The sequence below is a fragment of the Janthinobacterium sp. Mn2066 genome, from assembly GCF_049319705.1.
Classification (GTDB): domain Bacteria; phylum Pseudomonadota; class Gammaproteobacteria; order Burkholderiales; family Burkholderiaceae_D; genus Janthinobacterium.
On sequence record NZ_JBMOUF010000009.1, the window covers coordinates 20,922 to 43,663 of the forward strand.

Here is a 22,742-nt window from a genome sequence, read left to right on the forward strand (position 1 = left end):
AATTGTGCCACTACGCAATATGTACATCAATCTGATTGCCATGAATCAAAGCAATCAATTAAAATACGCATTGTGTATATTTATATGGTGCTGGCAATGAGTATTCAACAACAGAGTTTTCTACGAGATACAATGCGTCGGCTGAACCTGACGCGAGAAGCATTTGCGTCACGGATTGGCGTCAGCCGGCGTGCACTCGATACGTGGCTACTGCCAGCCGAGTCGCAGGAGTTTCGGCGCATGCCGGAAATCGTTGAGCGCTTTGTGAGTGAAATCCTCGCCTCCACCATCCATGCAGCTACGCAAAGCGTATACTCCACTTCGGATTTAAGCATTACTCACGAGGGCAAACCCTGCCTGCTTTCCGTCGATCAATTCTCGCGCGGCTCAGCGGAGGCGCTCTTTCGATTGGCAGACGTGATGCAGCCCATCGCCCGCAGGCAGAAAATTTCACGGGTATTGGAAGGCGCGGTGCTGGGGAATCTGTTTTTCGAAGCCAGTACCCGCACACGTGTGAGTTTCGGGGCGGCCTTTTGCCGGCTTGGCGGTTCCGTGTGCGATACCACGGGCTTTACTTTTTCCTCGATGGCAAAGGGAGAATCGATCTATGACACCAGCCGCGTGTTGAGCGGCTATGTTGACGCGCTTGTCGTGCGCCATCCGGATCAAGGGTCCGTCGCGGAATTCGCGCGTGCCACCAACATTCCCGTCCTGAATGCCGGAGATGGCCCAGGTGAACACCCCAGCCAGGCACTGCTCGATCTGTACACCATACAGCGCGAATTCTCCCGATTAGGGAGAATTGTCGACGGCGCCCACATTGCCATCGTCGGCGATTTGAAATATGGCCGTACGGTGCACTCACTGAGCAAATTGCTGGCGCTGTATAGCGGCATCAAGTTCACGCTGATCGCACCGGCAGAATTGGAAATGCCGGCACATATCATCGAACGCATCGCGGTCAATGGCAACGTCGTGGAACAGACGTCGGATCTCGTCAATGGACTACGTGGCGCCGACGTTGTATATGCCACACGCATACAAAAAGAACGCTTTGCTAACGAGACAATTGAAGGCTACACCCCGGAGTTCCAGATCAACCAAGCCCTGGTCAATTCTGTTTGCGGACCAGACACGCTGATCATGCACCCCTTGCCGCGCGATAGCCGTCCTGGCGCCAATGATCTTGGCACGGATCTTTTGCACGACCCTCGTCTGGCGATCTTCCGCCAGACCGATAACGGCATCCCGGTCCGGATGGCGCTGTTCGCCTCTTTATTAGGCGTCGCTGATCAGGTACCGCATTCACTGCGTGATGCAACCTGGAAAGCACCACGCTTTATCGGACCTGACGATGCACTCTTTCACGGCATGGATGGTTGAACAAGCCGCCGTGTACGCGCATTACCGGGAAATGCGTCATCTGATGCTGGCACCGACGCTGGACGGACTTTTCCGTATGCCAGCAGCCACTTTGCCAACGGCTGGTCTTTACGCAGTCCCCCCTCCCCGGAGCCAGCCGGTCCGTCAAGCTCAAATGAGATTCAATCCCCCATCGGATAACAGGATTTCTCCCGTCAGGTAGTTCGATGCGACCAGCATGGCCACCGCCTGGGCGATATCTTTCGGCTGCGCGGCGCAGCGCAGCGCATCGGCGAGCGCTCGCGCCACAGTGCTGGGCTGCTGTCCAGTCTGCTGTCAGCGGCGTATCCACCAGGCCGGGCGCGACGGCGTTGACCCGGATCTCGGGCGCCAGCGAGGCGGCCAGCAAACGCGTCATGTGGGTCTTGCATCAACTGCGGGCAAGCCGGCGCGAGCTAAAACCATGCGCGCTGGCCTGCCAGGCGGTAAGCAAAGCCAGCAGCAGCAATCCCAATAGCACCCAGGGAATGGATGTGGCGCCCGCTGTTTCCAGCAGCACAGCACCGAGCACGCCGCTGCCGGCGAACGCCAGATTGAAGACCGTCACCAGCATAGCCTGGGCAACCTCGGCGCCTTCGCCTGCAGCGTCCGCCAGGGCTGTCTGCAGCAAGGTTGGTGCGCCACTGAAGCTCAAGCCCCACACGGCGACACTCAGATACACCACCAGCGGCGAAATATTACCCAGCCCCAGCACCAGCGCAGCCACGGCAAACGCACCCAGGCTGAACAGCACCAGCGGGCGCAGCCAGCGGTCGACCAGCAGCCCCGTGATCCAGATGCCGATCATCGCGGCGGCGCCAAAGATCAGCAGCGCCAGGTCGAGCCGCTCGCCCAGGCCGATGGCGGCAAGGAAAGGCGCAATATAGGTGTAGAGCGTGTAATGCGCCAGGATCCAGGCCATGATCACGCACAGCACGGGCCGCACGCCCGGCGTGGCCAGCACCTCGCGCATGGCGATGCGCGCCGTGGCCGGCTGCCCGGCGTAATCAGGCACGACCAGGCGCACCCAGGCCATCAGCAACAGGCTCAGCCCCGCCATGATGGCGAAGATGGTGCGCCAGCCGGCCAAGCTGCCCAGCCAGGCGGACAGCGGCACGCCGAGCGCCAGCGCCAGCGGTATGCCCAGCATGGCCAGCGCCATCGCGCGGCCTTGCAGCGGGGCCGCCACCATGCGCCGTGCATAGCCTGCCAGCAAGCTCCAGGCCAGGCCGGTGGCGATGCCGACCATGAAGCGGGCAAACAAGCTCAAGCCGTAATAGGGAGACCAGGCCGTCACGGCGTTGCAGATGAAAAAGCCGGCCAGGGCCAGCAGCAGCACCGTTTGCCGCCGCCAGCCACGCGTGGCAATCGTTAGGGGAATCGCCGCCAGGCCTGAACCCAGGGCGCACATCGTCACCAGTTGCCCGGCCCACGCTAACGATATGCCGAAACCCTCGGCGATCTGCGGCAGCAGGCCGGCCGGCACGGTTTCATTGGCGGTCGCGATAAAGCTGGCCATGGTCAGCGCCAGCAAGGCAGCCACTGGCAGGCGCTCGCTTGTTACGGGATGGCAGCTACGGTGATTCATGATGGGATAACTCTTTCTTGATTGCAGGGTTGGTCGATGCATCACTTTGCTACCATCTCTTGTTTTTGATAATTGGCGTATGATTTGAAAAACTTTCAAATCTATATTGATAATGGGCACTGACCGACTGGGTGACATGCGTTTGTTTGCCGAAGCTGCCGCACTGGGCAGCCTGTCCGCCGCCGGGCGCAAGCTGGCCTTGTCGCCGGCTGCCGCCAGCGCCCGGCTGTTCAAGCTGGAAGCAGCCCTGGACACCAGATTGTTTGAGCGCAGCACGCGCCAACTGCGTTTGACCGACGAGGGCCGCGTGTATCTGCAGCATTGCCTGATCGCCCTGCGCGCGATAGACGAGGCAGAAGCGGTGCTGCAGGAGGGAAAAAACGGCGTGCGCGGCAAGCTGCGCATTTCCGCCTCGGCCGACTTTGGCCGCCATCTGCTGAACCAGTGGCTGGAAGAGTTCAGCCGCCAGCACCCCGAATTGAAAATCGCGCTGACCCTGTCCGATTCCGTGTCGAACCTGCTGCAGGACGATATCGACCTGGCGATCCGTTTTGGCCGACCACAGGACGGCGCATTGATCGCCCGCCCGCTGGCGCCCAACTGGCGGGTGCTGTGCGCCTCGCCCGACTACCTGGCGCGCCACGGCGAGCCCGGCTCACCGGAAGAACTGGCCGGCCATCAATTCATCGTGCTGGTGACGGCAGCTGGCCCCCTGAATACCTTTCATTTTGCGCAGGGCGAACAGCAGTGGCGCCATACCGTGGCGATGGAACAGGCCTGGGAAACCAATGACGGCGCGCTGGCCCGCAGCTGGGCGCTGGCCGGCCATGGCATCGCGCGCAAAACCATCTGGGATGCTGCCGAGGATATCCGTGCCGGCAAGCTGAAAGTGGTCTTGCCAGGCTTCAGCGCCAGCGAGGATGGTGTCCACGCGGTATTCCACAGCAGCAAATACATGGCGCCCCGCGTGCGGCGGCTGCTGGACTTTTTGATCGCGCGCTTTGCCGGCGCCACCGAAACACTGCTGCGCGATAGCGCGATGCCACGGCAATAAAGCTGCCCCATCATTTTTTCTTATACCCCCATAGTCAAACCGTATTAGCCGCCACCTCCCCCTCGCCCTACACTGACCTGGCCGCCCACATGCGGCAATTCCGCCTGCACCGGGCGCGCCTTACCGGGCGCCGTTTTGTGCAGACGTCATCTGAAACACCCTTTTGGAGACAGCCATGTCCGTAACCACGGAAAACGGCTCCGCAGCGTTCGCTAGAAACGCCGGTGCCGCGCCATCTATTGCCCCGCCCGATACTTCCCGTTTGACCACCGTCAGCCTCGACGACAAATACACGGCCACGACCGGCACCATCTTTTTATCCGGCATCCAGGCTCTGGTGCGCCTGCCGATGATGCAGCGCCTGCGCGACCAGGCGGCGGGCCTGAACACAGCCGGCTTCATTTCCGGCTACCGGGGCTCACCGCTGGGCGGCCTCGATGAAAACCTGTGGAAAGCCAAGCCACAGCTGGAAGCGCACCACGTGCAATTCGTGCCGGGCGTCAATGAAGACCTGGCTGCCACCGCCGTCTGGGGTTCGCAGCAAGTGGACCTGATCGGCCCGGCCAAATACGACGGCGTATTCGCCATGTGGTACGGCAAGGGCCCCGGCGTGGACCGCTGCGGCGATGTCTTCAAGCACATGAACCATGCGGGCACTTCGAAACTGGGCGGCGTGCTGCTGGTGGCCGGCGACGACCACGGCGCGTATTCCTCGACCCTGCCGCACCAGTCCGATCATCTGTTCTCGGCCTCGATGATCCCCGTCTTGTATCCATGCAATGTGCAGGAATACCTGGACCTGGGCATCCACGGCTGGGCCATGTCGCGCTTTTCCGGCTGCACGGTGGCCTTCAAGGCGCTGGCCGATACGGTCGAATCGTCGGCGTCCATCGACGCCGACCCGTTCCGCGTGGAAGTGAAAATTCCACAGGATTTCGTCATGCCCGAAGGCGGCCTGAACGCGCGCCTGTCCAGCATTCCGCTGGGCCAGCAAGCGCGCAACCAGGAAGCGCTGATGCAGGACTACAAGATCTATGCGGCGCTGGCTTACGCGCGCGAAAACAAGCTGAACCACACCACCATCGACAGCCCGAACGCCAAGCTGGGCATCATTGCTTCCGGTAAATCGTATCTGGACGTGCTGGAAGCGCTGGAAGAGCTGGGCATCGATGAAAAAATGGCGGCCGAAGTCGGCTTGCGCCTGTTCAAGGTCGCCATGCCGTGGCCGCTGGAGCCGGACAGCGTGCGTGAATTCGCGCAGGGCCTCGATGAAATCCTGGTGGTGGAAGAGAAGCGCCAGATTGTCGAATATCAACTCAAGGAACAGCTGTACAACTGGCGCGACGACGTGCGCCCGAAGGTGATCGGCAAGTTCGATGAAAAAGGCGAATGGGTGGCGCCGCGCGGCGAATGGCTGCTGACCTCCAAGGCGGATTTTTCCGTATCGCAAGTAGCCAGGGTGATCGCCAGCCGCATCGCGCGCCTGGTGTCCGACCCCGTCACCTGCGACCTGATCAAGGCGCGCCTGAGCTTCCTGGACGCCAAGGATGCCGTCCTGAAAAAGGCCGTCAACACGCCGTTCCGCCCTGCGTTTTACTGCTCGGGCTGCCCGCACAATACCTCGACCAAGGTGCCGGACGGCAGCCTGGCCCTGGCTGGCATCGGCTGCCACGTGATGGCGACCTCGATCTATCCGGAAATGAACAAGCTGACCACCCACATGGGCGGCGAAGGCGCGCCGTGGATCGGCCAGGCGGCGTTTTCCAGCATCCCGCACGTGTTCCAGAACCTGGGCGACGGCACCTATTTCCACTCGGGCTACCTGGCCATCCGCGCCGCCATGGCCGCCAAGGTCAACATCACTTACAAGATTCTGTACAACGATGCCGTCGCCATGACGGGCGGCCAGCCCGTCGACGGCCTGATCACCGTGCCGATGATGGCGCAGCAGGTGGCAGCCGAAGGCATACAGCGCATCGCGCTGGTGACGGAAGATGTCAGCCGCTACAGCGACCGCAGCAACCTGCCCGCCCATCTGACCTTGCACGACCGCAAGGACATGGACGCCGTGCAGCGCGAACTGCGCGAAGTACCAGGCGTCTCCGTATTGATCTACGACCAGACCTGCGCAGCGGAAAAACGCCGGCGCCGCAAGAAAGGCGAATACCCCGATGTCGCCAAGCGCATGGTCATCAACGACGCCGTCTGCGAAGGTTGCGGCGATTGCGGTCTGCAATCGAACTGCGTGTCGATCTTGCCGAAAGAAACGGAATTCGGCCGCAAGCGCACCATCGACCAATCTTCGTGCAACAAGGATTATTCGTGCGCCAAGGGTTTTTGCCCCAGCTTCGTCACGGTCGAAGGCGGCAACCTGAAAAAGACCAGGACGGGCGCCGGCAAGAAGGATGACGTGGACAATTTCGGCCCGCTGCCCGAGCCGGTGCTGCCGGTCTGCGATGCGCCGTATAACATCCTCATCAACGGTATCGGCGGCACGGGCGTGATCACCGTCGGCGCGCTGATGGGCATGGCGGCCCACCTGGAAGGCAAGGGCGCATCCGTGCTGGACATGACGGGTATGTCGCAAAAGAATGGGTCCGTCACTTCGCACGTGAAAATTGCCGGCTCGCCAGCGCGCATCCGCGCCCAGCGCATCGCCACCGGCGAAGCAGACCTGATCCTGGGCTGCGACATGCTGACGGCCGGCGCGCAGGACGCCGTGTCGAAAATGCGTCCGGGCCGCAGCCTGGCCGTGGTCAACCTGCACGAACAGCCGCCAGGCACGTTTGCGCAAAACGCCGACTGGCAATATCCGGCAGCCGAAGTGCGCCAGCTGATCGAGGAATCCGTGGGCGGTGCCGACGCGGCTGACTTTATCGACGCCACCAAACTGGCCACCGCACTGATGGGCGACTCGATCGCCGCCAACCTGTTCATGCTCGGCTACGCCTGGCAAAAGGGACGTATCCCGTTGACGCAAGCGTCCTTGCTGCGCGCCATCGAATTGAATGGCGTGGGAATCGAGTCGAACAAGAAAAGTTTCCTGTGGGGCCGCCGCGCCGCATTCGACGTGCGCAAGGTCACGCAAATCGCCACGCCATCGCAAGCGATCATCGTGCAAATGCCGCAAAGCCTCGATAGCCTGATCAAGAAGCGCGTGGAGTTCCTCACCAGCTACCAGAACGCGGCCTATGCCGACGGTTATTTGACCTTGGTCAAGCAAGTGCGCGACCGTGAAAACACCCTGGGACTGGGCCAGAAACTGTCGACGGCCGTCGCCAAATCGTATTTCAAACTGCTGGCCTACAAGGATGAATACGAAGTGGCGCGGCTGTACACGGATGGCCGTTTCGTGGAGCAATTGCAGCAGCAATTCGAAGGCAATTTCTCCGTGAAATTCAACCTGGCGCCACCGCTGTTTGCCAAGAAAGACGCCAAGGGCCACCTCGTCAAAGCGGAGTTCGGCTCCTGGATGTGGCGCGCCTTTAAACTGCTGGCGAAAGCCAAGGGCTTGCGCGGCGGCGCCTTCGATGTGTTCGGCTACACGGCCGAGCGCAAGATGGAACGGGCCCTGATCGTCGAGTACCGTGACATGCTGGCCAGCCTGCTGGCCAATCTGACGGCCGACAACATTGCTATCTGCGTGGAACTGGCCAGCCTGCCCGAGAAAATCCGCGGTTTCGGCCACGTCAAGGAAGCGGCCGTCGCGACTTACCGCAAGGACAAGGCGAGATTACTGGCGGTGCTGGCCGATGGGACGCAACACGCGGCGTAACACATTAGCGTGAGCAGCAAAAACGCAGAGTTCAGTTCAGGCTCTGCGTTTTTTTATTCCAGATCAATCCAGGCAGCGCCCCACCGTCGCTCCCGGCAACAGCACCGGCTGCCAGATTTCCTGCAGTTGTTCGGGCGGCGTGCCGGCCAGCAGGGCTTGCAGCATTTCAACCATCTTGGCGCCCGCGCGCGGCAGGTCGGGCTGGTCGATGGTGGTGACATTGATGCCGATCAAACTGTCTTCCAGGCTGCCCCAGACGATCACGGAGATTTCCTTGCCGATCTCGATGCCGGCATCCATCAGCGCGCGCACGGCGCCCATGCCGGACAAATGGTTGTCGACGATCACGGCGGACGGGCGTGGCGAATACGCCAGCAATTGCTGCATGGCCTGGTAACCGCTGCGCCGGTCAAAAGTGTTGTCGAGCATGTAGCGGGGGTCCGGCAACAAGCCCGCTTGCGTCATGCCACGCATAAAACTTTCCTTGCGCTCCAGGGCGAAGTGCAAGTCCAGCGGCGCACTGAGCAGGGCGATGCGCTGGTGGCCATGCGCCAGCAGGAACGTCAGCGCCAGGTCGATGCCGGTGTCATTGTCATAGTCAAAATACGCATACGGCGCATCGACGCGCGTGCGGCCCTGGGCCACGAAAGGAAAACCGACCCGTGTCAGATAGGCGATGCGCTCGTCGCGTACCTGGGTGCGGCACACCACCAGGCCATCGACCTGGCGGCCCAGCACCAGGGTTTCATAGGAAGCCAGTTCATTCGCCTGCGATACGGGGGCGATGATCAGGCTCATCTTTGCCGCTTCCACCGCCTCGGACATGCCATTCACGACGGACAGGAACAGGCTGTCGCCCAGGTCGCCAGGCAGCAAGGGATAAATCATCCCCAGCACATTGGTACGGCCGACCGCCAGGCTGCGCGCCAGGGGATTGGGCCGGTAGCCCACTTTTTTGGCGGCCGCCAGGACGATTTCACGGGTGCGGGAATTGACTTCCGGATAGCCGTTCAACGCCCTGCTGACTGTCGTTTTCGACATGCCGAGGGCAATTGCGAGGCTCTTGAGATTCATGTATTAACTACCTGTCTGTCTGACAAATAAAACCAACTCTGGCCCAAGATTATAGCCGAGCTCGTCAAACAAGCCACGCGTCAACAGCGAGTGGATTGGTAGGAAAACAACGATTTAAACGCGATGAAAAAGGACATTTTATGACGATCACCACGCTCGCGGCCACATGCTGGGCCATCGTGCATGAATGGTTTTCATAGGCAAGAAAAGGAAGCAGGCACTTACTGCCGCCACAAGACTTGTCAAACGTCGCTACCAGGACGGCAATATTTTCTGCGCACGATAGAATTATCAATAAAGCACAATTTACTGGAACTATGCGAGAATTTATCCTAATCTTGATTTTGGTAAAGTAAGCAGGCTGCTGTTCCCGCCGATCAGCACGCGCTTGCCGCTCACGACCGCTTTCGCCCCACCCTTTACTAAGGTGACCAATGTGGTATCGCTAACTTCCGTCAACAATCTACAGGCATCGCTGGCAACGGCGCAGCGGCGCGTCGAGCAGGGACAAAACCAGGTGCAGCGCGACAGCGAGCAACTGGCGCAGAGCCGCCAGCAGCTGGTGAAAGAACAGGAGCAGTTGCGCGATACCGAACGCAGCAGCCAGCAAGCGCGGGCAGACGCCACGCCAGCCATCAAGCAGCCGCAGCTGGACCGAGCCATCGAGATCCCCGTCCCGCCAAAACCGGCGCAGATACCGGGCGGGCAGCTCAACAGCATCGGCCAGACCATCGGCCGCCTGATCGATGTGACTGCGTAGTTTATTCGCTCAATTCTTGCTGCAACACCGGCAACCACCATTTTTCGCCGCGATGCGGCTGCGTCAGATTGAGGGCTTCCCCCATCTCTGGCGTCGTCATGTCCACGCCCTGCTTCTCGGCCAGGCCGGCGATGCGGTCGAATGGCTCGTGCCAGACATGCAGGCCCAGATCGAAGGTGCCGTTATGCACGGGCAGCAACCATTTCCCCCGTAAGTCGAGGTGCGCCTGCAAGGTTTCTTCCGGCTGCATATGGATGTCCGGCCACTGTTTATCGTAGGCGCCCGTCTCGATCATGGTCAGGTCAAACGGACCATATTTTTCACCGATTTTCTTGAAGCCATCGAAATAACCGGAATCGCCGCTGAAGAACACGCGTACTTCGGGCGCTTCGATGACCCAGGATGCCCACAGGGTTTTGTTGCCGTCAAACAGGCCACGGCCCGAGAAGTGTTGCGACGGTGTCGCCACCAGTTTCACGTCAGCAATCGTCGTGCCTTGCCACCAGTCAAACTGCTGCACCTTCTCCTTCGGTATGCCCCACTCCACCAGGGTATCGCCCACGCCCAGCGGCGCCACGAAATGTTCTGTCTTGGCCGCCAGTGCCAGCACGGCGGCATAGTCCAGGTGGTCGTAATGGTTGTGCGAGAGAATCACGGCCTTGATCGGCGGCAAGTCTGCAATGCTGATCGGCGGCTGGTGAAAACGCTTCGGTCCGGCCCACTGCACCGGTGATGCGCGCTCGGAAAACACGGGGTCGGTCAGGAAGAACTGGCCATTGAGTTTCAGCAGCAAGGTCGAGTGGCCAAGGCGGAACAGGGTATTGTCTGGTGCGGCCAGCAATTGCGCCTGGGTCAGGGCTTGCACGGGCACGGCCTTGGTCGGCACGGTGCCGTCCGGCTTGTTGAAGAAGAAAGTCCACATCAGCTTGGCGGTATCGGCCGCCCCCAGCTTGAACATGGGCACGGGATTGCGGAATTTGCCTTCATGGTGCTGGGGCGAAGCAAGGGTGGCCGCAGGCTCGGCGCGCAGGGTGCAAGAACTCATGATGATCAGGATTCCCAGAAATAGAATATGGTGCAAGAACATATGGTGCCCAGTGGTTGGAAAACAAGATGTAATTTACACTACACAGTGTAGTTCCTATTTTCAGCAAAGTAAACCAAGAGGTGTAAAATATTGTTTTCAAAGGAGATTTGCCACCATGTCCTCACCGCAACGCTTGACCGACCGCAAGCGCGTAGCCATCGTCGATGCCGCCATCGCCGAGTTCCGCGCAAACGGTTTTGATGCGACCAGCATGGACAAGATTGCCGCCACGGCCGCCGTTTCCAAGCGCACCGTGTACAACCATTTCCCCAGCAAAGATAGTCTATTTGCAGAAATCTTGCAGCGCATGTGGGAAGGTAGTGCGGCACAGCCGGCAGTGGCCTACCAGGCGGATCAACCGTTGCGGCCGCAAGTGATGGAACTGGTGCAGCAAAAAATGGCCTTGCTGGCCGATGAGCACTACCTCGACCTGGCCCGCGTGGCGATGGCTGAAACCATCCATTCGCCGGAACGGGCGCAAGCGATGGTGGCGCGCATGGATGAAAAGGAAAGCAGCCTCAGCCACTGGATACGGGCCGCGCAAAAAGATGGCCGCGTGAAGCCGGCCGATATGCATGATGTATCGCATCTGCTGCTGGCGCCCCTGAAAACCTTTGCCTTCTGGCCGCAGATCATCCTGGGCAAACCCATGCTGACCGCCGCCCGGCGGCAGGAAGTGATGGATATCGCCGTCGATATGTTTCTTTGCTACTACAGTGTGACGCCCCACCCCGCATAAACCAACCCAGGAGGCAGGCATGACGATCACCCCGGAGCAGCTCGCAGTGCTGATGCAGGAAGTGGAATTGTCGGACCCCATCGACTTTGCCGACCTGCCCTTCGATGAACAGGAATTGCGCAGCCTGATCGCCAATCATTTGTGCGAGATGGCCGATGCGATGGAAACCTTCACGCCGGAAGACCGCAACCTGACCTTGCTGGCGGTCGCCGCCAAACTGGTGCTGGAAAACCTGGTGCTGCACGTGCAGTTGCTGCGCCGCCACGGCTTGCCTGTCGGCGATAGCGTGGCGGCGTTGCTGCAGCGCTTACAAGACGGCAAACTGTAAAGGTCTTGCCGCAAGGCACACAGCGATAACGCTGCAGATCGTTGGCGCGGCAGCTGCCTGTTCGGGTGGCGCACCGCGCAACATGATTACGCTGTCCAGGCGTTGCCGCCGGGACAATGCCACGAACTGCGCGATGCATGCCTGCCACTGCGTTTGCAGCATGATGGCCTCCCTGCTTGGCTGGTCTGAACAGTCAGACCTCAGCTTTGCAGGCAGGTTCCCCTATTTAATGAGAACAGAGCCAATTCTACAGCTCGGGCGCCGCCGGGAAATCCACGCTGGTATCGTTGACCCGGTTAAACAGATTCGTAAAAGTAATCGCACTGATGGCCAGCAAGGTCTCGACGATCTGCGCGTCGCTGTAGCCAGCCGCCTTGACGGCCGCGACCGTTTCTATCGTGGCCGTGCCGCGCGACGTCACCAGGCTGCGGGCAAACGCGGCCAGCGCATCGAGACGGGCATCGCCGCTGGGTGCGCCGCTGCGCAAGGCCACGCTGGCGTGCCGGTCGATACCCTGCTTGCTGGCCATCAGGGTATGGGCCGCCAGGCAATAATCGCAGCCGGCCACTTCACTGACGGCCAGGCGGATGGTTTCCAGTTCGCGCGCAGCCAGGCTGCTTTTGCGCAAGGCGCCATCGAGCGCCAGCATCGCTTCCAGCGCCAGCGGACTATTGTTGCCCATGTCGGCGTAGGCATTGGGCACCTTGCCGACGGCGGCCTGGATGGCGCTGAACAATTGTGCGGTCTTGCCGCTTGCTTCGCTAACGGCTTGCTGAAAAAGACGGGCCATGATGAAATCCTTTCAAAGTGTTGTGCTGCGCTGCACAGTGCAGGCATGAACACAGTCTACCCAGTCATTCCTTGCTTTTTAATGCTGAATATCCGCTAAAATTTGCTTTTTCGTCTCATTGGAATAGTATGGACAGTCTTAGCCGCCTGCTGGCCCTGTACCCGATGCGCACCGCCCTCGACGTGCGCTGCCATTTCGGCGCGCCCTGGCTACTGCAGCAGGATGCCGTCGACGCGGGTATTGCTCCCTATCATTTGATACTGGAAGGCCAGGCCCGCCTGGACGTGCCCGGTCAGCAAGAGCTGGCCTTGCAGGCGGGCGACATCCTGGTTTTTCCCCATGGCAGCGCGCATACCTTGCATTTGCATGGGCCCCAGGCCGACAGCCAGCCCTTGTACGAGGCGCCAGCGGCAGGCCCCCTGCGCACGGTCGTCAATGATGGCGACGGCGCAGCCACCGACATTTTGTGCGGGCAATTTACCTGGGATCCGTTAGCGTCGCAGACCTTGCTGGCGGCGCTGCCGCCGTGCTTGCTGATACGCACGCAAGGACAGGCCCGCCTGGCCGGTCTGCAAGCGCTGCTGGGCTTGCTGCGGCAGGAAGCGGAGCAGGCGCAGCCCGGCGCGGCGGCGGTACTGGCGCAGCTGGCATCGGCCCTGTTCGCCATGCTGATGCGCGCCTGGCTGACACAGGCAGACCAGCCGCCCGGCCTGTTTGCCGCATTGGCCGAGCCACGCCTGCAAGCGGCCCTGCACGCCATGCTGTCCCGGCCGGGACAGGACTGGAGCCTGGCCAGCCTGGCCGCTACCTGCCATATGTCGCGCGCCAACTTCGCCCGCGTGTTCAGCCAGGTGGCGGGCACCACGCCGGCTGCGCTGCTGCAGCAACTGCGCATGGCGCAGGCGGCGCAATGGCTGCGCCAGGAAAACCGGCCCGTGGCCGAAATCGGCGAACGGGCCGGCTACCAGTCCGAAGCAGCCTTCAACCGCGTCTTCAAGCGCAGCTTCGGCATGGGGCCGGGACAATACCGGCGCGCAGCCATGGCCACGCGCCCGTCCCTTGCCGACGCTGATTGAAGCTGATTGACGCTTATTGAAGATTAATGGCCGTCAGGCGCGCCACGCCCCTGCCGCCGTCATTCACCGTACTGATGTAGAGCAGGCCATTGCGCGAGAGCGCCAGCCTGCCGGCGATACGGAAGCTCCAGACCACTTTCTGGCTCGCCAGGTCCAGCGCATACGTGCCCTTTTCGCCGGCGATAAACAGCAGGTTATTGGTGACGATCAGGTCGCCGCCAAAACGCCCTTCCTTCACGGTAGACAGCGGCCAGCTCCACACCACGGCGCCGGTGGCCAGGCTGCGCGCTTCGAGCGACGCCGTGGCCTGGTTGCCCACGTACACCATGCCTTGCCCTGTGACGGGCTGCGTGGTGAACTGGCCATTGACGCTCCAGCGCAGTTGGCGGCTATCCGTATCGACCAGGCTCAGGCTATTGTCAGCCGACAAACCGGCCGCAGGACGCTGGTTCAGCAGCAGCACCGTGTGATCATCGGGCAGTACCGGCGCCTGGCGCAGGCTGGACTTGTTCAGGCCACCCAGCACTTGCCCTGGCACGGCCAGGCTCCATTGCTGCGTACCCGACGCACGGTCGAAGGCGCGCAAGGTGCCTGCCGTATTGCTGTACACGCTGCCGGCATTCACGACGGGCGTCCAGTCGGTCACGCTGGTCAGTATCGGCAAGCCCAGGCTGCCGGACCAGAGGTTCTGCGCCGTTGCCACATCGACGCCGGTCACGCTGTTGCTAGCACCGATATACGCATTGCCACTCGCCAGAGTAGGGCTGATCTGGGCCGAAGAATTCAGAGGGCTGCCCACTGTTTGCGGCTGCTTGACAGCGGCCAGGTTGGCGCCGCTGATGGCATCGAAGGTATACACGTTTTTCGGCTCCGCCATGACCAGACGCTGGCCCGCTACACCGGGAGCGCTAAAACCATTGCTCGATGTCTGCACCGTACGCCATTGCAGCGTGCTGTCCTGCTCCGACAAGGCCATCAGGGTATTGGTGTAGGTATAGTTGACCGACCAGGGCGCATCCGCGACGCCCTGTTCCACCGCAAGGTACACCAGGCCATTCGCGGCCACGACCTGGCTGACGCTGTAGATTTTGTCGCCGCCATCGTATTCCCACGTCCAGCGGCGCGAGAATTTACTGGCATCGAGGCTGACCGGGACCAGTCCCGTATGGGCGGCATTGCCGTTCGTGCCTTCCCAATCGCCGGCGCCCGCCAGCGCCTGCAAGGGATTCAGTTGTCCTTTCAAGCCGGCGACCACGATGCTGTAACTGGCCGTCCGCGGCTGGTAGTTGGGCGTGCCGGGAAAAGGACTGACCGCGACGGAAAAATCCACCGTGCCCGTGTACGTCCCCTGAGCCAGGCCCTGCCTGACGCTGAAATCCATGATCCACGAACCATCGGCCTGCTTGATGGGCTTCGCCCCCTCAAAAACCTTGCTTCCCGCTGCCGCCGGCTTTTCTTCCCATAAGGGACGCTGATCGGTCACGTCCGCATTGAGCATCACCGTTGCCTGCACATTGCTGCAGGCTTCACCTGGCTGCTGTACACAATTTAAATTGACTTGCGACAAATTCAGCGCCTGCTTCGGCGGCTCTCCTCCTACGCCACCACCACCACAGGCGGCTATCGATAACAGCGACAATAAAGCCAGGGAGGAAGCGATGGGACGGGACGGGCGTTGAATCGGTGTAATCATGTATTTTCCATGGTCGGGTCTGTTTATTACGCCAACACGGCGATATTTCAAAGACCCAAACGTTCTACCATGAAAAACTTTCTAAAAAATCACATATTCTATCTGGTCATTATTTATTTTTTGTCACTCGCGGCGCACGGCCCGCGCCTGCAAGGTGAGATCGGCTTCCGCCACCGCCACGCAGGGCAAGATATAACCGTCGAGCCGTTCGTCGGGACTGACGCCGGGCCAGTCGACCGTGTAGCGCACCTGGCCGGCGGGCATATGGCACAGGCAAGTGCGGCAAGTGCCGTTGCGGCACGAGCTGAGCAGGCGGATGCCGGCCAGTTCGGCGGCAGCCAGCACCGTGGTGCCGGCGTCTGCCGTGAAGTGCCAGCCTTGCGGCATCAGGGTAATGGTGTGGGAGGTCATACCCCAGTGTAACAAATCAGCTGGCGAGGCTGGTCCAGGCAGCGCCCTGCCGATGGCTGCGCAGCACGGCTTCGGCAAAGGCCAGCCCGGCCACGCCATCGTCCGCCGTCGGCAGCCAGCGCGCTGCCGACGGCACCGGCAAGCCCGCCTGCAGCGCGCGAATGGCCAGCGCCGCATCCAGGTACAGCTGCGCAAACGCTTCCAGATACCCTTCCGGGTGGCCGGCCGGCACGCGCGTGGCGTGCGCGGCAGCGTCACTGTGCACGCGGCCCGGGCGCAGCAGCTGGCGGTTGCCGCCCTGCGGCGTGAACCATAATGCGTTCGGTTCTTCCTGGTCAAAGTCCAGCTGCGCCTTGCTACCGAACAGGCGCAGGCGTACCGTGTTTTCGCAGCCGGTCGCCACCTGGCTGGCCCACAGGGTGCCGCGCGCGCCATTCGCGTAGCGCAGCATCACCTGCACGTGATCGTCCAGGGTGCGGTGCGGAACAAAGGTCGACAATTCCGCCAATACTTGCTGCGGCGTCTGGCCGCTGACGAATTGCGCCAGGTGATACGCATGCACGCCCACGTCGAGCAAAGTGCCGCCAAAACCGGCCTTTTGCGGATCGTTGTGCCAGTTGCCCTCCGCCATGCCGCCAGCGGCAATCGCGTCGGCCAGCCAGTCTTGCGAATACTCGACCTGCACCAGCCGCAGCTCGCCGATCTCGCCCGCTTCCACCATCGCCCGCGCATGGCGCAGCAATGGATAAGCGCTGTAGGTATGCGTCAGCGCGAACAGCAGGTTTTTGCGTTGCGCCAGCGCGGCCAGCGCGCGCCCTTCGGCCAGGGAAATGGCCAGCGGCTTGTCGCAGATCACGTGGATACCGGCTTCCAGGAACGCCGTCGCCACCGGAAAGTGCAAGTGATTCGGCGTGACGATGGCCACCGCTTCGATGCCATCGGTCCGTGCAGCCTCCGCCTGCGCCATGGTCCGGTAATCGCTGTAGCAGCGCTCGGGCGCCAGGTGCAGCGCGGCGCCGCTGTCGCGGGCGCGCTGCGGATCGGACGACAAGGCGCCCGCCACCAGTGCATACTGGTCGTCGATGCGCGCCGCAATCCGGTGCACGGCGCCGATGAATGCGCCCTGCCCGCCCCCTACCATGCCCAGCCGTATGCGTCGCTGCATCGTCGTGTCCTTAATGTAAGCCCAGCAAGTGATTGATCTGTCCCTGGTCCACGGCGCCGCCAGCGAAATCGTCAAACGCGCGTTCGGCCACGCGGATGATGTGTTGCTGAATAAAGCGCGCCCCTTCGGCTGCGCCGTCTTCCGGGTGTTTCAGGCAGCATTCCCACTCCAGCACGGCCCAGCCCGGAAAATCGTATTGCGCCAGCTTGGAAAAGATCGCCTTGAAATCGATCTGCCCATCGCCGAGCGAGCGGAAACGCCCGGCCCGGTCTTGCCAATCGCCATAACCGCCATATACGCCCTGGCGTCCGTTGGGGCGGAATTCCGCATCCTTGACGTGAAACGCCTTGATGCGCGCATGATAAATGTCAATGAAGGCCAGGTAATCGAGCTGCTGCAGCACGAAGTGGCTGGGGTCATACAGGATCGATGCGCGCGGATGATCATGCACGGCGGCCAGAAAACGTTCGAACGTCACGCCGTCATGCAAGTCTTCGCCCGGATGCAATTCGTAACACAAGTCCACGCCAGCCGCGTCAAACGCATCGAGGATGGGCAGCCAGCGCCGGGCCAGCTCGGCAAACGCCGTTTCCACCAGGCCAGCCGGGCGCTGCGGCCATGGATACAGATAGGGCCAGGCCAGCGCACCGGAAAACGTCACATGCGCCTTCAGACCCATGCGCTGCGAAGCGGTGGCTGCCCACAGCAATTGCTGCGTGGCCCAGGCCGTGCGAGCGGCCGGATCACCGCGTACTTGTTCCGGCGCAAAGTTGTCGAACAGCGCGTCGTACGCCGGATGCACGGCAATCAGCTGGCCCTGCAGGTGCGTGGACAATTCCGTGGCCTGCAAGCCATAACGCGCCAGCAAGGCGATTACTTCATCGCAATACTGCTGGCTGGCCGCCGCCTGTTCCAGGTCAAACAGCCGTGGCGCCGTCGGCAATTGCAAGCCCTTGTAGCCCAAGCCCGCCGCCCATTGCGCCAGGTGTTCCAGGGTATCGAACGGTGGCTCTTCGCCGAGAAACTGGGCCAGGAAAATGGCGGGGCCCTGGATGGTTTTCATGGAACTCCTTATTCAACCCAAGGGCAGAACCCGGGGTCGGATCCTCAGGGTCCGACCCCGGCATTTGCCTTTGGGTTCATTTGATAAAAATTAAAAAGGCGACTTCGGAAAATAAAACTGCTTGGCATTGTCCCGCGTAATCAGCACCGATGGAATGATGGTGTTGGCCGGCAATTTTTCGCCTTTCAAGCGCGCTTCCGTGGTCAGCTTGATGGCGTCGTACATGAACTTGGGCGAATACGATACATCGGCCACGATCAGCGGGTCGGAACCGTCCATGATTTTTTTCACGGCGCCCTTCGCGCCCGCGCCGCCGAACACTTGCTTGATGTCCGTGCGCTTGGCTTGCACGATGGCTTTTTGCACGCCGATGGCCATGTCGTCATCGGCCGCCCAGACGGCGTCGATCTGCTTGAAGCGGGTCAGATAATCCTGCATGACCTTGAAGGCATCGTCGCGGTTCCAGTTGCCATACTTGGCGTCGAGAATCTTGATGTCAGGGTGGCCCTTCATCACACTGTTGAAGGCGTCGAAACGCTCATTATCCAGGGTGGTCGGCATGCCGCGCAGCACCACGATATTGCCCTTGCCATTCAGGCTCTTGGCCAGGTACTCGGCCGGCAGCTTGCCGAAGGCCGTATTGTCGCCGGCAATATACGCATCCTGCGCATCCGTATTGGTCAGGCCGCGGTCGACCACCGTCACGTAGACGCCCTTGTTTTTCACTTGCGCCACCGGCTGCGTGAGGGATGCCGATTCAATCGGGAAAATCACCAGGGTGTTGATCTTGTTGACGGTCAACATGTCCTGCAACTGGTTCGCCTGTTCGGGTGCGGTGGCGGCCGTCTTGACGATGATTTTCAAGCCTGGATGGGCTTTTTCCAGTTCCGCCTTGGCCTGGTTGGCCCACCACACAATGCCGGACGTAAAGCTGTGCGTGGCGGTAGGAATCGCCACGCCCACTACCAATTTGTCGGCAGGCGCTGCCGCCTGCGCGTTCGGCAAGGCCCACGCCTGCATCACCAGCACTGCCATCCCTGCTACACGAATAAAACGTTTCATGCTGCTCTCCTCCAAGGTTGTGGGCGCCCGTTGGCTGCCCTTTCAGAAGACCGCTGTTTTTTATTTGCGGCCCCGCTGCAGGAAGGCGACGGCGATGATCACCACACCTTGCACTGCGGCATTCAGGTAGACGCTGATGATGCTGGTCAAATTCAGGATATTGCTGATCACGGAGAGCAGGATGGCGCCGATCACGGTGCCGATGATGCGTCCTTCTCCCCCTTTCAGGGCCGTGCCGCCCACCACGACGGCGGCGATCGCTTCGAGTTCCCACAACAAGCCCGTGGTGGGCGTGGCCGAGCCCAGGCGCGGCACGTACAGCACGGTAGCGATGCCCACGCACACGCCCAGCAGCATATAGGTGAGGATTTTGACCTTGTCGACATTGATGGCCGCATAGCGCGCCACTTGCTCGTTGGAACCAATCGCCTGCACATGGCGGCCAAAGGTGGTGCGGTTCAGAATCACGGCGCCGGCCGCCGCCACGCACAGAAAAATCCAGATCGGGATCGGCGCGCCCAGCACGCTGGTGTAATACACGGGGCTGTATAAATCGGCCAGGGTGGCGTCCAGGGTCAGCGCGCCGCCATCGGCCAGATACGTCAATACTGCGCGGAAAATACCCAGGGTGCCAAGGGTCACGATGAACGGCTCGATATTGCCCTTGCTGATCAGCAAGCCATGCATCAGGCCAAAGCCCGCGCCCAGCACCAGGGCCATGCCGATGCCCAGCACCAGCATGGTCAGCGGCGCCAGCTCGCCCGCCACGCCCTGCGCCAGCTGGTTCATGAAATAAATCATGCAGCCGGCGATCAGCGCCGCCATCGACCCGACCGACAGGTCGATGCCGCCGGAAATGATCACAAACGTCATGCCGACCGCGATGATGCCGATAAAGGCCGTGCGCGTGAGCACGTTCATCATATTGTCGACGGTGGCGAAATCGCCATTGAGCAAGGTGCCCGCGATGCACAGGGCCAGCAAGCCCAGCACGGGACCAAAGCCCTTGATGCGCGCACCCAGTGTAGCCAGGGATGTCACAGTGGTATCAGTGCGTGCCGGTTGCATGGGCAATCAACTCCTCTTCGGTCAGGTGCTCGGCGCCGAGCGTGGTTTGCAAACTGCCTGCGCGCATCACCGCGACGCGGTGGCACAGGCCGATCAATTCAATCAGTTCGGAAGAAATCACGATCACGGCGCGCCCTTCGGCGGCCAGCCGGTGGATCAAAAAGTAAATGTCGCGCTTGGCGCCCACGTCCACGCCACGGCTCGGTTCATCGAGCACGATGACACGCGGATCGGAATGCAGGTATTTCGCCAGCGCCAGCTTTTGCTGGTTGCCGCCCGACAGCATCCGTGCACGGCTTTCCAGGTCGCCCGTGCGGATATTGAAATCCTGCACCGCCGTCGCCAGCGCGGCCTTTTCCGCCTTCACATCCAGCCACGGGCGGGCATAGCGCTCCATCGTCATCATCGTGAGGTTTTCACGCAAGCCCAGGTTCACATGCAGCCCCTTGCCCTTGCGGTCTTCGCTCAGATAGGTCAAGCCATGCTGCATGGCCTGTTTGGGCGTGCGGATATCGATCGGCTTGCCATTCAAGGTGATCACGCCGGCATTGCGCGGGCGCAAACCCAGCACGGCTTCGAACGATTCCGTGCGCCCCGCGCCCACCAGGCCCGCAAAACCCAGCACCTCGCCGGCGCGCACCTCGAACGACAGGTCTTTGGCCCAGCCGGGCACCGACAAGCCCTCGACTCTCAAGAGCACGGGCGCGTCTGGCGCCACGGCGGTCTTGGCTGGGAACATGTCCGACAGTTCCCGCCCCACCATCAGGTTGGCCATTTGCTGGCGCGTCAGGCTGGCCGTCAATTCGCGCGTGACGAAACGCCCGTCGCGCATGACGATCACCTCGTCCGTGTTGCGCTCGACTTCATCGAGCTTGTGGGAAATGTAGAGGATGGTGACGCCATCGGCCTTCAGCTGCGCCATCACGGCAAACAGGCGCTGCGTCTCGGACGAGGTCAAGGTGGCAGTCGGTTCATCCATGATCAGGAAGCGGGCGCGGCGCGACAGGGCCTTGGCGATTTCCACCAGTTGTTTCTCTGCCACGATCAAATCGCGGATCTTGGTATCAGGCGATACGTCCAGCCCCACCTGGCGCAGGTAGCGCGATGCTTCCTGATTCATGGCCGCCTCGTCCAGCAGCCAGCCCCGCGTTTTTTCGTGGCCCAGGAACATGTTCTGCGCCACCGTCAAGTGTTCGGCCAGATTGAATTCCTGGTGGATCAGCACGATGCCGGCGGCCTCCGCCGCGCGCGAACTGCTGAAACGTTGCGGCTGGCCATCGATCAGTAGCTGCCCCTCGCTCACGGCCTCATAACCGGCCAGGATTTTCATCAGGGTCGACTTGCCTGCACCGTTTTCGCCGAGCAAGCCATACACCCTGCCCGGCGACAAGGTAAACGTTACGCCGTGCAAGACGCGCACGGGACCGAAATCCTTGCAGATAGCTTCAAAACCGACAGCAACGCTCACTATGCACTCCCTCGCAAAACCAGCTGATGGTGTAACAACACGCCCGGCACTTGCGCCGCGGGGTCCGCCAGGCGCTGCAGCAGCAGCCGCGCCGCCGTCTCGCCCAGTTCGCGCATCGGCTGCGCAATCGTCGTCAGGCCCGGCTCGATTTGCGCGGCAATCGCAATATCGTCAAAGCCGATCACGGCCACGTCCTCGGGCACTCTTTTCCCCAGCTGGCGCAACGCGCTCAGCACGCCGATGGCCAGCGTGTCCGATACAGCAAAGATGGCCGTGGGCGCATTCGCTTGCGCCATCATCTCCAGGGTGGCCAGCTTGCCCGCTTCGTAATCCAGGCTTTGCACCGTGCGCAGCCATTGCGGCAACACGGGCAAGCCGGCCGCCGCCATGGTGTCCAGGTAACCCTGCTGGCGTTGCCGCGCATACAGGTAGCGCTCGTCGGAATTGATCAAGCCGATACGCGTGTGCCCTCGGGACAATAAATGCGCGACCGCCTGGGACGCCGCCTGGTGATTGTCGATACCCACATACGGCACGGCCACGCCCGGATCGAATTCGCAGCAGGCCACCCACGGCAGGCTGGCCGATTCATGCGACAAGGCATGTTGCACCGTATCGGGATCGAGGCAGATGGCGCCATCGGCGCGGTGCATGCGCAGCAAATCGAAGTAGGAACGTTCGCGGCCCGCATCGGCGCCCGTATCGCACAGCAGCACGAAATAACCATGTTCGCGCGCCACCGTATCGATGCCGCGCACGATCTGTGCATAAAACGGATTGCCCACGTCCGGCACCATGGTCAGCAGCATGCGGCTCTCGGCCGTGCGCAGGCTGCGCGCCAGGTGATTCATGCGATAACCCAATGCCGCCACCGACGCCAGCACCTTGTCGCGCGTCGGTCCCCGCACCCCGCTCTGCTCATTCATCACGCGCGACACGGTGGCCACCGACACCCCGGCATGCGCGGCAACGGCGCTGATGGAGACGGCAGATTCTGGCGGCGGCTGGTTCGGAACGACGGGCGGCATGCGATGTCTTTATAAATGTAATCGATTACATTTATAAGCCAGTGCACCGCGCGATGCAAACATTATCGATGTTGCGATGCGGTAGGACGGGCCTGCTGCAGGCCCCGGTAAA

19 protein-coding genes and 1 pseudogene are annotated in these 22,742 nt (G+C 61.4%); 7 read left to right on the forward strand and 13 right to left on the reverse strand.

Translation table 11 applies throughout. From position 1 onward, the window contains the following. The first annotated feature begins 96 nt into the window (after window positions 1–96). Window positions 97–1,383: an aspartate carbamoyltransferase gene (locus tag ACL9RI_RS18200; RefSeq protein ID WP_422727918.1), complete on the forward strand. Its 1,287-nt coding sequence runs from the start codon at window positions 97–99 to the stop codon at window positions 1,381–1,383. A 150-nt stretch (window positions 1,384–1,533) separates the two neighbouring features. Here the strand turns inward: ACL9RI_RS18200 and ACL9RI_RS18205 are convergent. Then, window positions 1,534–1,783, reverse strand: a pseudogene (locus ACL9RI_RS18205) (SDR family oxidoreductase); the annotation flags it as partial. Window positions 1,784–1,792: 9 nt separating this feature from the next. After that, window positions 1,793–2,989: an MFS transporter gene (locus tag ACL9RI_RS18210; RefSeq protein ID WP_422727919.1), complete on the reverse strand. Its 1,197-nt coding sequence runs from the start codon at window positions 2,987–2,989 to the stop codon at window positions 1,793–1,795. A 112-nt stretch (window positions 2,990–3,101) separates the two neighbouring features. Here ACL9RI_RS18210 and ACL9RI_RS18215 point away from each other — a divergent pair, with 112 nt between their 5' ends. Together ACL9RI_RS18215 and ACL9RI_RS18220 are read left to right on the forward strand one after the other, a co-directional pair. After that, window positions 3,102–4,043, forward strand: coding sequence for a LysR substrate-binding domain-containing protein (locus ACL9RI_RS18215; protein ID WP_422727920.1), 942 nt, complete (start codon window positions 3,102–3,104; stop codon window positions 4,041–4,043). 175 nt (window positions 4,044–4,218) lie between these two features. Continuing rightward, on the forward strand, window positions 4,219–7,818 hold the full coding sequence (locus ACL9RI_RS18220; RefSeq protein WP_422727921.1) for an indolepyruvate ferredoxin oxidoreductase family protein: 3,600 nt from the start codon (window positions 4,219–4,221) through the stop codon (window positions 7,816–7,818). Window positions 7,819–7,881: 63 nt separating this feature from the next. Here ACL9RI_RS18220 and ACL9RI_RS18225 read toward each other — a convergent pair whose 3' ends face one another. Beyond that, on the reverse strand, window positions 7,882–8,892 hold the full coding sequence (locus ACL9RI_RS18225) for a substrate-binding domain-containing protein (RefSeq protein WP_422727922.1): 1,011 nt from the start codon (window positions 8,890–8,892) through the stop codon (window positions 7,882–7,884). A gap of 436 nt (window positions 8,893–9,328) precedes the next feature. Between ACL9RI_RS18225 and ACL9RI_RS18230 the strand changes: the two genes are divergently transcribed. Further along, a complete protein-coding gene (locus ACL9RI_RS18230; RefSeq protein ID WP_422727923.1) occupies window positions 9,329–9,652 on the forward strand; it encodes a hypothetical protein in 324 nt (107 codons plus the stop codon). A 1-nt stretch (window position 9,653) separates the two neighbouring features. Here the strand turns inward: ACL9RI_RS18230 and ACL9RI_RS18235 are convergent, their stop codons facing one another. Beyond that, on the reverse strand, window positions 9,654–10,697 hold the full coding sequence (locus ACL9RI_RS18235) for an MBL fold metallo-hydrolase (RefSeq protein WP_422727924.1): 1,044 nt from the start codon (window positions 10,695–10,697) through the stop codon (window positions 9,654–9,656). Between the two features lie 157 nt (window positions 10,698–10,854). Between ACL9RI_RS18235 and ACL9RI_RS18240 the strand changes: the two genes are divergently transcribed. Both ACL9RI_RS18240 and ACL9RI_RS18245 read left to right on the forward strand, forming a co-directional pair. Continuing rightward, window positions 10,855–11,478, forward strand: a complete 624-nt coding sequence (locus ACL9RI_RS18240) for a TetR/AcrR family transcriptional regulator (RefSeq protein WP_422727925.1) — start codon at window positions 10,855–10,857, stop codon at window positions 11,476–11,478. Window positions 11,479–11,497: 19 nt separating this feature from the next. Continuing rightward, window positions 11,498–11,806 carry a hypothetical protein gene (locus tag ACL9RI_RS18245; RefSeq protein ID WP_422727926.1) on the forward strand — a complete coding sequence of 103 codons (309 nt, stop codon included), beginning with the start codon at window positions 11,498–11,500 and terminating at the stop codon, window positions 11,804–11,806. 247 nt (window positions 11,807–12,053) lie between these two features. On the opposite strand, the gene ACL9RI_RS18250 is transcribed toward ACL9RI_RS18245, so the two are convergent. Then, window positions 12,054–12,596, reverse strand: coding sequence for a carboxymuconolactone decarboxylase family protein (locus ACL9RI_RS18250; RefSeq protein WP_422727927.1), 543 nt, complete (start codon window positions 12,594–12,596; stop codon window positions 12,054–12,056). A gap of 128 nt (window positions 12,597–12,724) precedes the next feature. Here ACL9RI_RS18250 and ACL9RI_RS18255 point away from each other — a divergent pair, with 128 nt between their 5' ends. Then, window positions 12,725–13,672 carry an AraC family transcriptional regulator gene (locus ACL9RI_RS18255; RefSeq protein WP_422727928.1) on the forward strand — a complete coding sequence of 316 codons (948 nt, stop codon included), beginning with the start codon at window positions 12,725–12,727 and terminating at the stop codon, window positions 13,670–13,672. A gap of 13 nt (window positions 13,673–13,685) precedes the next feature. On the opposite strand, the gene ACL9RI_RS18260 is transcribed toward ACL9RI_RS18255, so the two are convergent. The 8 genes from ACL9RI_RS18260 to ACL9RI_RS18295 all read right to left on the reverse strand — a co-directional run bounded on the left by ACL9RI_RS18260 (window position 13,686) and on the right by ACL9RI_RS18295 (window position 22,630). After that, window positions 13,686–15,365, reverse strand: a complete 1,680-nt coding sequence (locus ACL9RI_RS18260; protein ID WP_422727929.1) for a PQQ-binding-like beta-propeller repeat protein — start codon at window positions 15,363–15,365, stop codon at window positions 13,686–13,688. 123 nt (window positions 15,366–15,488) lie between these two features. After that, on the reverse strand, window positions 15,489–15,776 hold the full coding sequence (locus ACL9RI_RS18265) for a 2Fe-2S iron-sulfur cluster-binding protein (RefSeq protein ID WP_422727930.1): 288 nt from the start codon (window positions 15,774–15,776) through the stop codon (window positions 15,489–15,491). 16 nt (window positions 15,777–15,792) lie between these two features. Then, window positions 15,793–16,941 (reverse strand): Gfo/Idh/MocA family protein, encoded by a 1,149-nt coding sequence (locus ACL9RI_RS18270; RefSeq protein ID WP_422727931.1) that lies wholly within the window; start codon window positions 16,939–16,941, stop codon window positions 15,793–15,795. Between the two features lie 10 nt (window positions 16,942–16,951). Further along, window positions 16,952–18,004 (reverse strand): sugar phosphate isomerase/epimerase family protein, encoded by a 1,053-nt coding sequence (locus ACL9RI_RS18275; protein WP_422727932.1) that lies wholly within the window; start codon window positions 18,002–18,004, stop codon window positions 16,952–16,954. Window positions 18,005–18,094: 90 nt separating this feature from the next. Beyond that, window positions 18,095–19,066, reverse strand: coding sequence for a substrate-binding domain-containing protein (locus ACL9RI_RS18280; RefSeq protein ID WP_422727933.1), 972 nt, complete (start codon window positions 19,064–19,066; stop codon window positions 18,095–18,097). Window positions 19,067–19,126: 60 nt separating this feature from the next. Next, window positions 19,127–20,134: an ABC transporter permease gene (locus ACL9RI_RS18285; protein WP_422727934.1), complete on the reverse strand. Its 1,008-nt coding sequence runs from the start codon at window positions 20,132–20,134 to the stop codon at window positions 19,127–19,129. Continuing rightward, window positions 20,115–21,602, reverse strand: coding sequence for a sugar ABC transporter ATP-binding protein (locus ACL9RI_RS18290; protein WP_422727935.1), 1,488 nt, complete (start codon window positions 21,600–21,602; stop codon window positions 20,115–20,117). The genes ACL9RI_RS18285 and ACL9RI_RS18290 overlap by 20 nt, the downstream gene beginning before the upstream one ends. Continuing rightward, window positions 21,602–22,630, reverse strand: coding sequence for a LacI family DNA-binding transcriptional regulator (locus tag ACL9RI_RS18295; protein WP_422727936.1), 1,029 nt, complete (start codon window positions 22,628–22,630; stop codon window positions 21,602–21,604). The genes ACL9RI_RS18290 and ACL9RI_RS18295 overlap by 1 nt, the downstream gene beginning before the upstream one ends. Between the last annotated feature and the right edge of the window lie 112 nt (window positions 22,631–22,742).

Coding starts and splice junctions, on each gene's coding strand:
- ACL9RI_RS18200 (WP_422727918.1), top strand. CDS start 97: ATGAGTATTCAACAACAGAGTTTTCTACGAGATACAATGCGTCGGCTG.
- ACL9RI_RS18210 (WP_422727919.1), bottom strand. CDS start 2,989: ATGAATCACCGTAGCTGCCATCCCGTAACAAGCGAGCGCCTGCCAGTG.
- ACL9RI_RS18215 (WP_422727920.1), top strand. CDS start 3,102: ATGGGCACTGACCGACTGGGTGACATGCGTTTGTTTGCCGAAGCTGCC.
- ACL9RI_RS18220 (WP_422727921.1), top strand. CDS start 4,219: ATGTCCGTAACCACGGAAAACGGCTCCGCAGCGTTCGCTAGAAACGCC.
- ACL9RI_RS18225 (WP_422727922.1), bottom strand. CDS start 8,892: ATGAATCTCAAGAGCCTCGCAATTGCCCTCGGCATGTCGAAAACGACA.
- ACL9RI_RS18235 (WP_422727924.1), bottom strand. CDS start 10,697: ATGAGTTCTTGCACCCTGCGCGCCGAGCCTGCGGCCACCCTTGCTTCG.
- ACL9RI_RS18240 (WP_422727925.1), top strand. CDS start 10,855: ATGTCCTCACCGCAACGCTTGACCGACCGCAAGCGCGTAGCCATCGTC.
- ACL9RI_RS18245 (WP_422727926.1), top strand. CDS start 11,498: ATGACGATCACCCCGGAGCAGCTCGCAGTGCTGATGCAGGAAGTGGAA.
- ACL9RI_RS18250 (WP_422727927.1), bottom strand. CDS start 12,596: ATGGCCCGTCTTTTTCAGCAAGCCGTTAGCGAAGCAAGCGGCAAGACC.
- ACL9RI_RS18255 (WP_422727928.1), top strand. CDS start 12,725: ATGGACAGTCTTAGCCGCCTGCTGGCCCTGTACCCGATGCGCACCGCC.
- ACL9RI_RS18260 (WP_422727929.1), bottom strand. CDS start 15,365: ATGATTACACCGATTCAACGCCCGTCCCGTCCCATCGCTTCCTCCCTG.
- ACL9RI_RS18265 (WP_422727930.1), bottom strand. CDS start 15,776: ATGACCTCCCACACCATTACCCTGATGCCGCAAGGCTGGCACTTCACG.
- ACL9RI_RS18270 (WP_422727931.1), bottom strand. CDS start 16,941: ATGCAGCGACGCATACGGCTGGGCATGGTAGGGGGCGGGCAGGGCGCA.
- ACL9RI_RS18275 (WP_422727932.1), bottom strand. CDS start 18,004: ATGAAAACCATCCAGGGCCCCGCCATTTTCCTGGCCCAGTTTCTCGGC.
- ACL9RI_RS18280 (WP_422727933.1), bottom strand. CDS start 19,066: ATGAAACGTTTTATTCGTGTAGCAGGGATGGCAGTGCTGGTGATGCAG.
- ACL9RI_RS18285 (WP_422727934.1), bottom strand. CDS start 20,134: ATGCAACCGGCACGCACTGATACCACTGTGACATCCCTGGCTACACTG.
- ACL9RI_RS18295 (WP_422727936.1), bottom strand. CDS start 22,630: ATGCCGCCCGTCGTTCCGAACCAGCCGCCGCCAGAATCTGCCGTCTCC.